Origin of the sequence: Arthrobacter sp. NEB 688, assembly GCF_013201035.1 — a bacterium.
Taxonomy (GTDB): domain Bacteria; phylum Actinomycetota; class Actinomycetes; order Actinomycetales; family Dermatophilaceae; genus Phycicoccus.
In genome coordinates this window covers 1,293,546-1,308,192 of sequence record NZ_CP053707.1, presented here as the reverse complement: position 1 = coordinate 1,308,192, position 14,647 = coordinate 1,293,546, and the positions used below count along the sequence as shown (strand labels likewise).

Below are 14,647 nucleotides of genomic sequence, written 5' to 3'. Positions count from 1 at the left end.
CCGACCGCGGGTCAGGCCTGCTCGAGGCCGTTCGTCAGCCCGATCGTCCCGTTGGGGTCGAAGACGTCGTAGAGGCGCGGGGCCACGAGGTTCTGCCACCCGCGCAGCTCCGGGGGGCCGATGCGACGCAGCCGACCGGCCGGCCGCGGGACGCCGGCCACCCCGATGGCGGGGCGGCCGCGTCGGCGCCAGCGCACGGCCGTGCCCTTGAGCGGTGCCTTGGGCCGCGGCACGTGCACCCGGCCGCGCGAGGGCCCGGCGTCCCCGTACCAGGCGTCGAGGGCGTCGGCCGTGCGGGCCATGAGCTCCCAGACCTCCATCGGGTCGTCCGGGACCTCGTCGGCGGGCAGGCCGACGTGCTCGCCGACGAGCTCGCGCCGCAGCCGGCGCGCGAACGCGTCCCGGGGGGCGCCGTCGTCCCCGCGCGGGCGGTCGTCCTGGATGCCGAGCGAGAGCTCGGAGTCGTTGGTCCACGAGCGGCGGTTGAAGTTGTCCGAGCCGACGCTGGCCCACACGTCGTCGACGATGCAGACCTTCGAGTGCACGTAGACCGGGTAGCCCGCGGGGCTCGTCAGGCCGTAGAGCGCGACCCGGTCGGGCGCGGCGTCGAGGAGGAGGTCCATCGCGAGGCGGCGACCGTGCAGCTGCGCGGCGAGGGTCAGCGCGCCGTCCATGTCGGGGACGATGGGGATGACCGCGACGAGGTGGAGGTCCGGCTGCTCGCGCAGGGCCTCCCCGAAGTGCCGGCCGACCTCCTCCGACCAGAGGTACTGGTCCTCGAGGTAGACCAGCCGCCGGGCCGAGCGCACGGCCTTGGCGTTGGCCGCGGCGATGCTCCGCTCCCCCTTCGGCGCGAAGTCGAAGCCCTGGGTGAGCAGCTCGGGGTAGGTGCGCAGCACCTGGACCGCCTCGTGCCCGCCCTCGACCGGCGGCGGGGGCGGGGCCTGCTCCGGCAGCGGCCCCGGGTCGAGGTCCTCGCCCTGGAGGCGGCTCGAGGCGAAGCGGCCGGGGTTGCTCGTCAGCGGCGTCGAGTCCTCCCAGCGCTCGCGGAAGGTCGTCTCGACGTCGTGCACCGCGGGCCCGGTCAGCGCCGCGTGCACGTCGTGCCAGGCCGGCCGCGGGCCGAACACCTGGGGCATCGCGATGGGCTGCGGGTCGCCGTCGTGGTCGGCGGTGTCGCGTCGGCTGTGGCACAGGTCGATGCCGCCGACGTAGGCGACGTCGCGGGAGGGGTCGTCCCCGTGGCGCAGGACGACGAGCTTCTGGTGGTGCGAGCCGCCGGGCGCCACCCGCATGTCGCGCAGGCACTGCCCGCCGGCCTCGTTGATCTCGAGGCCGAGCAGCCGCGACTTCTCGGAGTGGAAGCCGAACTTGCGCCAGTGCGAGCGCCACAGCAGGCCGCGGACGGTCGCCCCGCGCCGGGCCGCGCCGGTCAGGGTGGCGCTGAGGGTCGAGGCGGGGTCGTCGGTCAGCTGCTCGTCCGGGTCGCCGCGCCAGTCCGCGAAGAGGAGGAGGTCGCCGGGCCCGAGCGCGGTGATCCGCTCGTGGAGCTCGGCGAAGTACGCGGCGCCGTGCGCGATCGGGCGCACGTGGTTGCCGGTGCTCCACGCGACGTCGTCGGGGTGGCGCGCATCGACCCGGGTGTGCGGGTTGCCACGCTCCTGCGGCAGGAGGAACACGTCGGAGAGCATCGGCCCCATCCTGTCGGATGCGCGGCCCCCGCGGGAGGGGTGGGTCGTGGTCCGCGTCACGGACCTCCCGATCCCACCCGCGGCGCGCACCTACGATGCGGTCATGGCCGGGATGCGGGTGGTGCTCGCCGAGGACAACGCGCTGCTGCGTCGGGGTCTCGCGGCGCTGCTCACCGAGCACGACGCCGTCGCGTCCGTCGTCGAGACCGGGGACCTCGACGAGCTGCTGGCGGCCGTCGCCCACGAGCGACCCGACGCCGTCCTCACCGACATCCGGATGCCGCCGACGCACACCGACGAGGGCATCCGGGCGGCCGCGGCGTTCCGCTCGAGCGACCCCGACCTGGGCGTCGTCGTCCTCTCGCAGCACGCGGACGCCGACGGCGCGCTGTCGCTCGTGTCGGGGGGCAGCCGGGGGCGGGCCTACCTCCTCAAGGAGCGGGTGTCGGACGTCGACCAGCTCGTCGCGGCGCTCACGGCGGTCCGGCGCGGCGAGAGCGTCATCGACCCCCACGTCGTCGACGCCCTCATGCAGCACCGGATGCGGTTCGAGGGACCCGTGGCGCGGCTGACCGCCCGCGAGCGGGAGGTGCTCGGGCTCATCGCGACCGGGGCGTCGAACTCCGCCATCGCGGGGCGCCTGCACGTCACCTCCCGGGCGGTCGAGAAGCACATCAACTCGATCTTCAGCAAGCTCGACCTGCCCGAGGGCGAGGCGCTGCACCGGCGGGTCAAGGCGGTGCTGCTCTACCTCGCCGAGAGCGGCGCCGCCGGGAGCGGCCCGCGGCCGGCGAGGGGCTGACCCCGTGGCACGGGTGCGGCTCCCGTCGTGGGTGCGCGGACCCGGTCCCGACGGCTCGACCGAGGCCCGGGTGCGGGCCTACCTCGTGCTCAACCTCGGGGCCATCTGGCTCTCGGTCGTCTTCCTCACCGTGCTCGACCGGGCCATCGGGAGCTCGGTCTCGTTGCGGCAGAACATCGCCGCGCTCGTGCTGGCGGGTGTCGCGTACGGCGTCGCCCTCGGGCTGGCGCGGGGCGGGCGGCTGCGCGGCGCGGCGGCGACCGCCATCGTCGCGACCTGGTTCGTCGCCTTCTCCCTCGCCTGGGCGACCCCGTTCACGACGCCGGTCGCGCTCCTGGTCCTCCACGTCCCCTCGCTCATCCTCACCGACGCCCTCGGGATCCGGCTGCGCACGGCGCTGCTCACGGCGACGATCGGGCTGACCGGCGCGCTCGTCGCCCTCGGCGAGTGGCGGCGCCCCGCGTGGCAGGCCGACCACCCCGACCTGCCGATGACGCCGGCGCTCGTCGGGTTCTTCACGGTCGTCGTCGCCGCCGTGCTCGTCCTCGGCATCCGCGACGCGGTGCTGCGCCTGGCCCGCAGCCGTGACGAGCTCGAGGACTCGCGCGCCCGCCTGGCCGGCGCCTCCATCGAGGCCCGGCGCGAGATCGAGCGGGACCTGCACGACGGCGCCCAGCAGCGCCTCACCACCCTGGCCGTCGACCTCGGCCGGCTCGGGCGCGTCGTCGACCGCGACCCGGAGCAGGCCCGGGTGCTCGTCGACGGCCTCCAGGAGCAGCTCGCCGAGGCCATCCGCGAGCTGCGCGACCTCGCGCACGGCATCTACCCGCCGCTGCTCGCCGAGCGCGGTCTCGCCGGCGCCCTGCCCGCGGCGGCGCGGCGCACGACGCTGCCGTGCGCGGTGGAGGTCGCGCTGCTCGGCGGGCGGCCGGCGCCGGAGGTCGAGGCCGCCGTCTACTTCTGCTGCCTCGAGGCGATGCAGAACGCCGACCGGCACTCGGGCGGATCGCTCATCACCGTGAGCGTGGAGGACGAGCAGGGGCTGCACTTCTCGGTGTCGGACGACGGGGTCGGCTTCGACACCGCCGCGCGGGCCGACGCCTCCGGGCTCACCGGGATGCGCGACCGGATCCAGTCCGCCGGAGGCGTGCTCGACGTCGTCTCCGTGCCCGGGGTCGGCACCTCGGTGGTGGGCTCCTTCGCGCCCCGCTCCCAGCCGCACTGACGCCGGGGCGGTGCCGGTGCGGCGTCGGTGGCGGGGGTGGTGCCAGCACCACCCGGGAGTCGGGGGTCGGCCCTACCGACAGGGCGGACGGGATGGGGAAGGCTGGGCGCGTGGCCGTCGCAGGGGACGGTGCACGCACATCACACGGGCGAGCGCATGCGCCCCGGTGACGCCTGGTGGGCCCACGGACCGCACGTCCGTGGGCCCACCCGTGCGTCGTGGCGGCGGTCAGATGGCGAAGAAGGCGATGAACACCGCGAACAGCAGCGGCACGCCGAAGACGACGTCGAGGACGTGGAAGGGCACCCAGAACAGGTGGGTCACCTTCCAGCCGTAGTCGGCGTCCGGCCACTCCGGCGGCACCCAGCGCCGGGCGCGGTAGAGCCGCTGCCCGAGCAGGAGGGCGGCGTAGATGACGACGGCCACCCACCAGCCGTCGATGAACCCCGTCGTCTCCCTCATCGTCGCGGCCGGCTCACGCCTGGCCGAGGGACTCCAGCAGCTCGGTGAACCACGGGACGCTCGGGTCGAAGGCCTTGCCACCGCGGATGCGCGGGAACTCGACCGGACGCAGCTCGTCGCCGCGCTCCTCGTCGTGCCCGATGACGCCCGGCTCGCCGCGCAGCGCCGCGTCGACCGCGAGGTCGGTGCACTCCTTGATGAGGGCGAGGTCGCGCTCGTTCGCCGGGGCCGAGCGGGAGAAGTAGCCGGACTTCTGGACCATCGTCTTCTCGGCGCCGAGGACCTCGGCGAACTGCTTGGCGAACCAGGCGCCGGGGTTGACCTTGTCGAGCTGGACGTGGCCGAACGGGTCGCGCGGGACCTCCTGGCCGCTCGCCTCGAGCTGCGCGACGACCTCCTCGACGCCGGCGCCCTCGGACAGGAAGATGTTGACGCAGCCGACCTCGTCCATGACCGCGCGCAGGCGCGCGCCCTCGGCCTCGATGTCGATGTGGCGCTCGGGCACGAAGACGGCGTGCACGTCCCAGGCGCGCGGGTCGTTGCCGATGGCCGGCACGTACTCCTGCTCGCCGACCCAGCGGTGGTACTCGGCGGCCGTGGCGGCGGTCAGCCAGCCGCAGTGCCGGCCCATCACCTCGTGGACGATGAGCATCCGCGGGTTGGAGGAGTGCTCGGCGATGACGTTCTGCGCGAACCGGCTCCCCTGCTCGGCGGCCGTCCAGGCGCCGAGGCTCTGGCGGATCGGGACGACGTCGTTGTCGATCGTCTTCGGCAGGCCGACGACGGTCAGCTCGTAGCCGTTCTCGTGGAGGTAGGCGGCGAGGTCGGCGGCCGTCGTGTTGGTGTCGTCGCCGCCGATCGTGTGCAGGACGTCGACGCCGTCCGCGGTCAGCCGCTCGGCCGCGACGTGCAGCGGGTCCTGGCCCTCCTGGACGAGGCCGCGGCGCACGCAGTCGGCGACGTTGGTCAGCTTGACCCGGCTGTTGCCGATCGGGCTGCCACCGAAGCGGTGCAGCAGGTGGGCCTTCTCGCGGACCTCGGGCGTCACCTCGACGTACTCGCCCTTGAGCAGGCCGGTGTAGCCCCCCGTGTAGGCGATGATCCGCACGTCGGGCGCGACCTCGGTGTACCGCTCGATGAGGCCGCCGACGGCCGACGAGAGGCACGGGGCCAGGCCACCGGCGGTGAGCATGGCGACGGTGCGGACGGTCATGGTGCGGGCTCCTTCGATGGACGGTGCGGCACGGCCATTCTGGCAACGATCGGGCCGGCGTGTGGCGGCGGTCACCATCGCGGACGGCACGCCGCCCCCGGCACGCGGCACCTCCCACCCCTCCCGCGACCTCTGCGGCGCCGTGGGACCTCCTGCGTGACCCGTCCGGTCAGGCGCGCACGAGGCGGCTGCCGAGGAGGACCAGCCCCACCGGCACGAGCTGGACGAGGGGGACGGCCGCGGGCGCGACGCGCACGAGGGTCGCGCCGAGCCCCGCTCCGGCGACGAGCCCGGCGAGGATCGTCAGGGAGTGACCCACGGCCCGCAGGCCGTGCCCGGAGACGAGCCGGCCGACGACGCTCGTCAGCGTGCCGGTCAGGTAGGTCGTCGACAGGCCCGGTACCCCGAAGCGCTGGATCGCGCTGCTCTGGATGCCGAGCGCCACCGCGTTGAGCGCGAGCAGCGGGAGGAACGCCGGCTCCGGCGGCGCGGCGCCGAGGCCCCACCACGCGAGGGCGAACACCGCGAAGAGCGCGAGCTCGACCCCGAGGGCGGCGCGGATCCGCCTCGGCCACACCGGGTCACCGGTGCGCGGGGAGCCGGCGATCCGGGCGCCGAGCGCGGCTCCGGTGACGAAGGAGCCGATCGCGACGGCGGTCAGCGCGAGGGCCGCACCGTCGCCGCGGGCCAGCCCCATCCCGAACAGCACCATGTTGCCGGTCATGACGCTCGTGAACGCGCTGCCGAGGGCGAGGAAGCCGACGGCGTCGGTCGCGCCGCTCGTCACCGCGAGCAGGACGACGAGCCCGTCGCGCACGCTCGTCGGCGCGGCCCGGTGCAGGACGGTGGGGGTCACCGGCCCCGGAGGTCGGCGGCGACGAGCTCGGCCGTCTGCACCATGTTGAGCGCGGCGCCCTTGCGCAGGTTGTCGCCACAGATGAAGAGGTCGAGGGTCGTCGGGGCGCCCGGGTCCTGCCGGATGCGCCCCGCGAAGCGCGGATCGGCGCCGACGACGTCGTTGGGCGTGGGGAACTCCGGCTCGTCCGGGTCGTCGAGGACGACGACGGCCGGCGCCTCGACGAGGGCCTGGCGGGCGGCGTCGACGTCGACCTTGCGGCCGAACGACGCGTGCAGCGAGACCGAGTGCGACGACACGACCGGGACGCGCACGCACGTGGCGGAGACGGGCAGGTCGGGCAGGTCGAGGATCTTGCGGGTCTCGTCGCGGACCTTGATCTCCTCGGAGGTCCAGCCGGCGCCCTGGTGGTGCCCGACGAAGGGGACGACGTTGAGCGCCAACGGGGCCGGGAACGGCGAGGCCACCCCGAGCTCGTGCTCGACGAGCCGGCGCACGTCGCCCGGGCGGGTCCCGAGGTCGCGGTCGGCGGCGACGACCTCGAGCTCGTCGCGCAGCCGGGCCATCCCCGCGCGGCCGAGGCCGGAGGCGGCCTGGAAGGTCGTGACGACGAGCTCGGTCAGCTCCCAGCCGCTGTGCAGCACGGCGAGGACGTCGATCATCGTCATGACCGTGGCGCCGGGGTTGGCGATGATGCCGCGCGGCCGGTCGGCGACGCGGCGCGGGTTGACCTCGGGGACGACGAGCGGGACGTCGGGCTCGGTGCGGAAGACCGTGCTGTTGTCGATGCACACGACGCCACGGGAGGCCGCGAGCTCGACCCACTCGCGGGCGATGCTCGGCGGGATGTCGAAGATCGCGACGTCGAGGCCGTCGAAGAAGTCCGGCGCCACCGCCTCGACGGTCAGCTCCTCGTCGCCGACCCGCAGCATCGTCCCGACGTCCTCGGCGCCGGCGGCGACCCGCACCTCGCCCCAGACGTGCCGGTGCATCGGCAGGACCTGGAGGACGACCCGCCCCACGGCCCCGGTGCCGCCGACGACCCCGAGGGTGGGGCGCCGGCCGGTGCGGGAGGAGGCGGAGGAGGGCACGTCAGCGGCCGGAGCCCCCGTAGACGACGGCTTCGCCCTCGCTGGAGTCCAGCCCGAACGCGGTGTGGACGGCGCGCACGGCGTCGTCGAGGAGCTCGTCGCGGGTGACGACCGAGATCCGGATCTCCGAGGTCGAGATCATCTCGATGTTGACGCCGGCCACGGCGAGCGCATTGAAGAAGGTCGCGCTGACCCCGGGGTTGGAGCGCATCCCGGCGCCGACGAGGCTCAGCTTGCCGATCTGGTCGTCGTACTGGACGTGGGTGAAGCCGACCTCGGGCTGGATGCGCTGCAGCGCCTGGACCGCGGTCTTGCCGTCGGTCTTGGGCAGCGTGAAGGAGATGTCGGTCAGGCCCGTCTCCACCGCGGAGACGTTCTGGACGATCATGTCGATGTTGATCTCGGCGGCGGCGACCGCCTCGAAGATCTTGGCGGCCATGCCCGTGCGGTCGGGCACGCCGACGACGGTGACCTTGGCCTCGCTGCGGTCGTGGGCGACGCCGGCGATGATCGGGGCTTCCACGGGGACTCCTTCGGGGGCGGGCTGGTCGGAGACGACGGTGCCGGTCTTCTGCGAGAACGAGGACCGGACGTGGATCGGGATGTCGAAGCGGCGCGCGTACTCGACGCTGCGCAGGTGCAGGACCTTGGAGCCGCTGGCCGCGAGCTCGAGCATCTCCTCGTTCGTGATGCGGTCGAGCTTGCGGGCGGCCGGGACGATGCGCGGGTCGGCGGTGAAGACGCCGTCGACGTCGGTGTAGATCTCGCAGACGTCGGCCGAGAGGGCCGCGGCGAGCGCGACCGCCGTCGTGTCCGTGCCACCGCGCCCGAGCGTGGTGATCTCCTTGGTGTCCTGGCTGACGCCCTGGAACCCGGCGACGATGACGACGTGCCCCTTGCCGAGGGCCTCGGTGATGCGCCCCGGCGTGACGTCGATGATCTTCGCCTTGCCGTGCACGCTGTCGGTGATGACGCCGGCCTGGCTGCCGGTGAAGCTGCGCGCGCTGTGGCCGAGGTCGGTGATGGCCATCGCGACGAGGGCCATCGAGATGCGCTCGCCGGCCGTCATGAGCATGTCGAGCTCGCGCGGGGGCGGCAGCGGGCTGACGTCCTGGGCGAGGTCGAGGAGCTCGTCGGTGGTGTCACCCATCGCCGAGACGGCGACGACGACGTCGTGGCCCGCCTTCTTCGTCTCCGAGATGCGCTGGGCGACGCGCTTGATGCTCTCGGCGTCGGCGAGCGAGGATCCGCCGTACTTCTGGACGACGATGGACACGGTGGTACTCCCGGGTCGTGGCGCTGCAGGGTCGGGACCACTGTAACGAGGTGTCCACGGACCGGACCGCGCGCCCACCATCCGGATGCCCGCCCGACCGTGCACAAACTGACGAAAGCGACGATCGATGCACGCCCGACCGTGCAAGAACTGACGAAAGCGACGATCGATGCACGGGTCGGGCACGGGGTGCGTGCAGGAAGTGACACTTTCGTCGATTTCTGCACGCCCGACCGTGCAGGAACTGACGAAAGCGACGATCGATGCACGGGTCGGGTGCTGGGTACGTGCAGGAAGTGACACTTTCGTCGGTTGCTGCACACCCCCGGGGGCCGGAGCACGGACGGCCGCGGCATCCCGGCGACGCTCGCGCCCCCGTCGGCGGGGTGCGACGCTAGCGTCGGAGCATGTCGATCGTCATCGTCGGAGCAGGGCTCGCCGGAGCCACCGCCGCCACCGAGCTGCGGGAGCAGGGCCACACCGGCCCGATCGTGCTCCTCGGCAGCGAGGAGCACCCCCCGTACGAGCGCCCGCCGCTCTCGAAGGGCTACCTCCTCGGGGACGACCCCTTCGAGAAGGCCCTGGTCCACCCGCGCGAGTGGTACGCCGAGCACGACGTCGACCTGCGCCTCGGCGTGACCGCGACGGGCCTGGACACCGACGGCCACGTCCTGTCGACGAGCGACGGCGACCTCACCTACGAGAAGCTGCTGCTGGCCACCGGCGCCGAGCCCCGGGTCCTCGACCTCGCCGAGGACGCCGGCGTACCGGTCGCCTACCTGCGCACCAAGGACGACGCCGACCGGCTGCGCGAGGCCTTCGCCGAGGGCCGCAAGGTCGTCGTCGTCGGCGGCGGCTGGATCGGCCTCGAGGCCGCGGCCGCCGCCCGCAAGGCCGGGGCCGAGGTCACCCTCTTCGAGCGCGAGGAGCTGCCGCTGCTGCACGCGCTCGGCCCGACCGTCGCCCGGGTCTTCGCCGACCTGCACCGCGAGCACGGCGTGCAGCTGCGCCTCGGCACCGACGTGACGACCGACGACCTCAAGGGCGCCGACCTCGTCGTCGCCGGCATCGGCGTCAAGCCCCGCGTCGAGCTCGCGCACGCCGGCGGCCTCGACGTCGACAACGGCGTGCTCGTCGACTCGCGCCTGCGCTCGTCGGTGGCGTCGGTGCTCGCCGTCGGCGACATCGCCAACCACGCCCACCCGCGCCTCGGCCGGCGCATCCGGGTCGAGCACTGGGACACCGCGATCAAGCAGGCCAAGGTCGCCGCGCACAACCTCGCCGGGGCCGACGAGGAGTACGAGGAGATGCCGTACTTCTTCACCGACCAGTACGACCTCGGGATGGAGTACGTCGGCAGCGCGAGCGAGGACGACGAGGTCGTCGTGCACGGCAGCCTCGAGGACCGCGAGTTCCGCGCCTTCTGGCTGCGCGACGGCGACGTCGTCGCGGCGATGCACGTCAACGACTGGGACGCCGGCGACGTCATCAAGGCGGCCGTCGACTCGGGCGAGCTGCCCGAGGACGAGAGCGACTGACCGGCGCGGGCGCCGGGCGCGACGCCTACGGGTGCAGCGCGTCGAACTCCGCCTCGGCGACGGCGTCCGCGTCGGCGTCGAGGCGGACGTGCGCGAGCAGGCTCTGGACGACCCGGAGCGAGGAGGCGGCGCGCTCGCCCCAGTGCGACAGGTAGCTGAACTGCCACCACCAGAGGGCCTCGAGCGGCCGGCCGGCGTCGTGGTGCTCGAGCCCGTGGGCCAGGGCCGCGGCGACGTCGACGAGGTCGTTGCTCACCGTGCCCACCCCGAGCTCGGGGGTGGTCAGCGGGTCGACGACGTCGGCGTACTCGTCCAGGCCCTCGAAGATGTTGCGCAGGTTCTCGCGCAGCGGGTCGAGCTCGGGGTCCGGGCCGGGGTCGGGCTCGAAGCGCTCCTCCGGCACGACGTCCTGGACGGCGCCGAGCCGCGCCCCCGCGAGGAGCACCTGCGAGAGCGCGAGGAGCAGCATCGGCAGCGCGGCGTCGGGCGCCTCGCCGGCCGCGACCTCGCGGATGGTCACGAGGTAGGTGCGGGCGTCGAGCGCGGTCTCGTCGGCGAGCCGCGCCCAGTCGCCACCGAGCACGCCGGGGGCCTCAGACATCGAGCAGCCTCCGTCCCTCGAACGCCCGGCCGAGCGTCACCTCGTCGGCGTACTCGAGGTCACCGCCGACCGGCAGCCCGGACGCGAGCCGGGTGACGCGCTGCACGCCGATGTCGCGCAGCATCCGGGAGAGGTAGCTCGCCGTCGCCTCGCCCTCGAGGTTGGGGTCGGTCGCGATGATGACCTCGGTCACGGTGCCGTCCCCGAGCCGCGCGAGCAGCTCGCGGACGCGCAGGTCCTCCGGGCCGATGCCGTCGATCGGGCTGATCGCCCCGCCGAGCACGTGGTAGCGGCCGCGGAACTCGCGGGTGCGCTCGATGGCGACGACGTCCTTGGGCTCCTCGACGACGCAGATCGAGGCGTCGTCGCGGCGCGGGTCGGCGCAGATCCGGCAGCGCTCGCCCTCGGCGACGTTGAAGCAGACCGCGCAGAAGCGCACCCGCGCCTTGACCTCGGTCAGGGCGTGCGCGAGGCGCTCGACGTCGGCGGGGTCGGCCTGCAGGAGGTGGAACGCGATGCGCTGGGCGCTCTTGGGGCCGACACCCGGCAGCCTGCCGAGCTCGTCGATGAGGTCCTGGACCGCGCCTTCGTACACGCCGACGAGACTACGGCCTCACGGCCCGGATGGGCGGTCCGGGGCGTCCACGGGATGGTCGGCGCGGCGGGCGCGGCGGGGAGCGTCAGCCCGTGACGAGCGCGTAGTCGCCGGCCTCGTCGAGCGCAGCCGCGACCTCGGCGTCGGTCAGCCCGCGCCCGGTGACGGTGACGAGCGACTCCCCGCCGCTCACGACCTCGACCGCCACCTCGTCGACGCCGTCGAGGGCGGTGAGCTCCTCGGTGACGGCGTGGGCGCAGTGGCCGCAGGTCAGACCGGTGGCGCGGAACTGCTGGGTGCTCGGCACGGGCCGGCTCCTCTCGTCGACGGATACCTCCCCCCAGTATGCGCCGGGCTCCCCCGGGGTCGGCTCGGCGGCCTCAGATGCCGACGGCCGCGCCGGTGCTCTCGGGCGGGAGCTCGTTGTGGGTGTCGGCCCGCTCCTGGCCGCTCAGCCCCGCGATGGCGTCCATCACCGCGTCGGTCATCAGGCGGCGCGCCTTGCCGGCGGGCATCCCGGCGTAGGGACCGGGGTGGATCGGCGGCCCGAACGAGACGCGGACCTTCGCCCGCCGCGGGAAGCTGCTGCCGACCGGCTGGACGGCGTCGGTGCCGACGAGCCCCACCGGGACGACCGGCACGCCGGCGGTCAGCGCGAGCCACGCGACCCCGGTGCGCCCCTTGTAGAGGCGGCCGTCGCGCGAGCGGGTGCCCTCGGGGTAGATGCCGAAGGCGCGCCCGGCCCGCAGCACCTCGAGCGCGGCGTCGAGCGACTCCTGCGCCGCGCGCGAGGAGTGCCGGTCGACGGGGATGGCGCCGATGGTCTCGAAGAAGCCGCGCCGTACCGCGCCGCCGACCCCGGGGCCGGTGAAGTAGTCGGACTTCGCGAGGAAGCTGACCGGCCGCGGCGCGACGATCGGGATGGCGAAGGAGTCGATGAACGACAGGTGGTTGGAGGCGAGGACGACCCCGCCGGTGCGCGGCACGTGGTGGGTCCCGGTGACCGTCGGTCGCCAGAGCAGCTTCGACGCCGGCGCGATGACGAGGTGCCCGGCCCGGTAGGCGACCCGGCTCACCGGTCCTGCTCCTGGATGACCGTGCCGCCGAGGATGCGCTCGACGACCGGGACGCCGACGTCGGAGAGGTCGTCGATCGACTCGTCGTCCTCGCTGATCGCGGTGTCGTCGACGACGTGCTGCTGCGCGACGACCTCCTGCTCGGACTCGGCCGCCACGGCGGCCTTGGCCTGCTCGAGGGGGCTGGCCCACGACGGCGCGGACTCCGGCGGCGGCGGCGCGTCGGACCAGCTCGGGGCGTCGCCGCGCGGGCCGGGGCCGGCCGTGACGCCCATCTCGGCCGGGGACGGGCCGCGGTCGCGCGTGGGCTCCGGCGGGGGTGGGGCGTCGTGGCCGGACGGACCGGGGTCCGGGGGCGGCGGGACGTCGGCGGGCTCGGGGGTCTGCGGCACCTGGACGTCGCCGGGGCGGCCCTCGACCTTGGCGTCGACCCCAAGGACGTCGATGAGCGCCTGGCGGACGTACTCGGCGTGCGCGCCGCGGCGGAAGGTCTCGGCCAGGCCGCTCGTCGAGATGGCGAGCATGACCCGCACGCCGTCGTACTCGACGACCTGCGCGTTCTGCGAGACGAAGGTCCACGTGACGCGCTTGTGCCGGCTCAGCCAGTCGAGGACGTCGGGCCAGGAGCGGCGGATGGCGTCGGTGTCGATGCCGCCCGGGCCGCGCGGCGCACCGGCGGCCGGGGCCGGGGGGCGCTGGGACTGCGCCGGCTGCTGGTGCGGCGGGGCGGCCTGCTGCGGCGCACTCTGCTGGGGCGGTGCGTCCTGGTGCTGGGCGGCGGGTCGGGACGGGGCGCTCTGCGGCGGGGCGGACTGCTGCGGCGGGGCCGGTGACGACGCGGGCGCCGGGGTCTCGCGCTCGGGAGTGGGCGGCTCGACGGGCGCGGGACGCGGCGTCATCGCCTCGGGGGCCGGCGCGGCGGGCGCGGCCGGAGCGGGCGCGGGGGCAGCGGCGGGGACCGCGGCCGGAGCAGCGGAGGCGGGTATCGGCGAGGAGGCTGCGGCGGCGCTCGGCACGCCCCCGACCTCGAGGCGCCGCTCGAGCCGGTCCAGGCGGGCCGCGTAGCCGGCCTCCCCCGCCGCCCCGGGCAGGAGGATGCGGGCCGCGAGCAGCTCGAGCTGCAGGCGCGGCGCCGTGGCACCGGACATCTCGGTGAGGCCGGCGTTCGCGACGTCGGCGGCCCGCGAGAGCGAGCCCGCGCCGAAGGCGGCGGCCTGGCGGCGCATCCGCTCGAGCTGGTCCTCGGGCACGTGCCGCAGGACCTGCGCGGCGCCCTCGCGCATCGCCTCGACGACGATGAGGTCGCGCAGCCGCTCGAGGAGGTCCTCGACGAAGCGCCGCGGGTCCAGGCCGGTCTCGACGACGCGGTCGATGGCGCGGAAGACGGCGGCGGCGTCACCGGCCGCGAAGGCCTCGACGGTGGCGTCGAGCAGCTCGCCGTCGGTGAACCCGAGCAGCGCCGCCGCGGACTCGTAGGTCAGCCCCGCCTCGCCGGAGCCGGCCATCAGCTGGTCGAGGACCGACAGCGAGTCGCGGACCGAGCCGCCGCCCGCGCGGACGACGAAGGAGAGCACGCCCGGCGCGACGGCGACGCCCTCGCGCCCGCAGAGCTCCTCCATGTACGCCTGCAGCCGGGCCGGCGGCACGAGCCGGAAGGGGTAGTGGTGCGTGCGCGAGCGGATCGTGCCGATGACCTTCTCGGGCTCGGTCGTCGCGAAGATGAACTTCACGTGCTCCGGCGGCTCCTCGACGATCTTCAGCAGGGCGTTGAAGCCCTGCGGCGTCACCATGTGCGCCTCGTCGATGATGTAGATCTTGTAGCGGCTCTGCGCCGGGCCGTACGACGCGCGCTCGCGCAGGTCACGGGCGTCGTCGACGCCACCGTGGCTCGCGGCGTCGATCTCGATGACGTCGACGGTGCCGGGCCCCCCGCGGGCCAGCGCGACGCACGAGTCGCACGTCCCGCACGGCTCGGGCGTGGGCCCCTGCTCGCAGTTGAGGCACCGGGCGAGGATGCGCGCGCTCGTCGTCTTGCCGCACCCGCGCGGCCCGGAGAAGAGGTAGGCGTGCCCGACCCGCCCCGTCCGCAGCGCCTGCATGAGGGGCTCGGTCACGTGCTCCTGCCCGATGACGTCGACGAACGTCTCGGGCCGGTAGCGGCGGTAGAGGGCGGTGCTCACCCGGTCGACCCTAGCCGTCGGCGAGGACACCCGGAACGGCC

Annotated in this window: 14 protein-coding genes; 3 read left to right on the top strand and 11 right to left on the bottom strand. The window is 74.5% G+C overall.

Annotated features, from left to right (window positions below):
• Window positions 1–11: 11 nt before the first annotated feature.
• Complete coding sequence (locus HL663_RS06220) at window positions 12–1,691, bottom strand: phospholipase D family protein (protein ID WP_173027548.1); 1,680 nt, start codon at window positions 1,689–1,691, stop codon at window positions 12–14.
• Window positions 1,692–1,794: 103 nt separating this feature from the next.
• Here HL663_RS06220 and HL663_RS06215 point away from each other — a divergent pair, with 103 nt between their 5' ends.
• Window positions 1,795–2,493, top strand: a complete 699-nt coding sequence (locus HL663_RS06215; protein WP_173027547.1) for a response regulator transcription factor — start codon at window positions 1,795–1,797, stop codon at window positions 2,491–2,493.
• Between the two features lie 4 nt (window positions 2,494–2,497).
• Window positions 2,498–3,718 (top strand): sensor histidine kinase, encoded by a 1,221-nt coding sequence (locus HL663_RS06210; RefSeq protein ID WP_173027546.1) that lies wholly within the window; start codon window positions 2,498–2,500, stop codon window positions 3,716–3,718.
• Window positions 3,719–3,946: 228 nt separating this feature from the next.
• On the opposite strand, the gene HL663_RS06205 is transcribed toward HL663_RS06210, so the two are convergent.
• From HL663_RS06205 to HL663_RS06185, 5 genes are all read right to left on the bottom strand, one after another.
• Window positions 3,947–4,180, bottom strand: a complete 234-nt coding sequence (locus HL663_RS06205; protein ID WP_173027545.1) for a hypothetical protein — start codon at window positions 4,178–4,180, stop codon at window positions 3,947–3,949.
• A gap of 13 nt (window positions 4,181–4,193) precedes the next feature.
• Complete coding sequence (locus tag HL663_RS06200) at window positions 4,194–5,393, bottom strand: pyrophosphate--fructose-6-phosphate 1-phosphotransferase (protein WP_173027544.1); 1,200 nt, start codon at window positions 5,391–5,393, stop codon at window positions 4,194–4,196.
• A 169-nt stretch (window positions 5,394–5,562) separates the two neighbouring features.
• Complete coding sequence (locus HL663_RS06195; RefSeq protein WP_173027543.1) at window positions 5,563–6,249, bottom strand: YoaK family protein; 687 nt, start codon at window positions 6,247–6,249, stop codon at window positions 5,563–5,565.
• Complete coding sequence (locus HL663_RS06190) at window positions 6,246–7,340, bottom strand: aspartate-semialdehyde dehydrogenase (RefSeq protein ID WP_173027542.1); 1,095 nt, start codon at window positions 7,338–7,340, stop codon at window positions 6,246–6,248. The genes HL663_RS06195 and HL663_RS06190 overlap by 4 nt, the downstream gene beginning before the upstream one ends.
• A 1-nt stretch (window position 7,341) precedes the next feature.
• Window positions 7,342–8,616 (bottom strand): aspartate kinase, encoded by a 1,275-nt coding sequence (locus HL663_RS06185; protein ID WP_173027541.1) that lies wholly within the window; start codon window positions 8,614–8,616, stop codon window positions 7,342–7,344.
• Window positions 8,617–9,023: 407 nt separating this feature from the next.
• Between HL663_RS06185 and HL663_RS06180 the strand changes: the two genes are divergently transcribed.
• Window positions 9,024–10,154 (top strand): NAD(P)/FAD-dependent oxidoreductase, encoded by a 1,131-nt coding sequence (locus HL663_RS06180; protein WP_173027540.1) that lies wholly within the window; start codon window positions 9,024–9,026, stop codon window positions 10,152–10,154.
• Window positions 10,155–10,179: 25 nt separating this feature from the next.
• On the opposite strand, the gene HL663_RS06175 is transcribed toward HL663_RS06180, so the two are convergent.
• From HL663_RS06175 to HL663_RS06155, 5 genes are all read right to left on the bottom strand, one after another.
• Window positions 10,180–10,755 (bottom strand): DUF5063 domain-containing protein, encoded by a 576-nt coding sequence (locus HL663_RS06175; protein WP_173027539.1) that lies wholly within the window; start codon window positions 10,753–10,755, stop codon window positions 10,180–10,182.
• On the bottom strand, window positions 10,748–11,350 hold the full coding sequence (gene recR / locus HL663_RS06170; protein WP_173027538.1) for a recombination mediator RecR: 603 nt from the start codon (window positions 11,348–11,350) through the stop codon (window positions 10,748–10,750). Before recR ends, HL663_RS06175 begins: the two co-directional genes overlap by 8 nt.
• Window positions 11,351–11,435: 85 nt before the next feature.
• On the bottom strand, window positions 11,436–11,657 hold the full coding sequence (locus HL663_RS06165; RefSeq protein WP_173027537.1) for a heavy-metal-associated domain-containing protein: 222 nt from the start codon (window positions 11,655–11,657) through the stop codon (window positions 11,436–11,438).
• A gap of 73 nt (window positions 11,658–11,730) precedes the next feature.
• Window positions 11,731–12,426: a lysophospholipid acyltransferase family protein gene (locus tag HL663_RS06160; protein ID WP_173027536.1), complete on the bottom strand. Its 696-nt coding sequence runs from the start codon at window positions 12,424–12,426 to the stop codon at window positions 11,731–11,733.
• On the bottom strand, window positions 12,423–14,606 hold the full coding sequence (locus HL663_RS06155; RefSeq protein WP_173027535.1) for a DNA polymerase III subunit gamma and tau: 2,184 nt from the start codon (window positions 14,604–14,606) through the stop codon (window positions 12,423–12,425). Before HL663_RS06155 ends, HL663_RS06160 begins: the two co-directional genes overlap by 4 nt.
• Window positions 14,607–14,647: the final 41 nt, after the last annotated feature.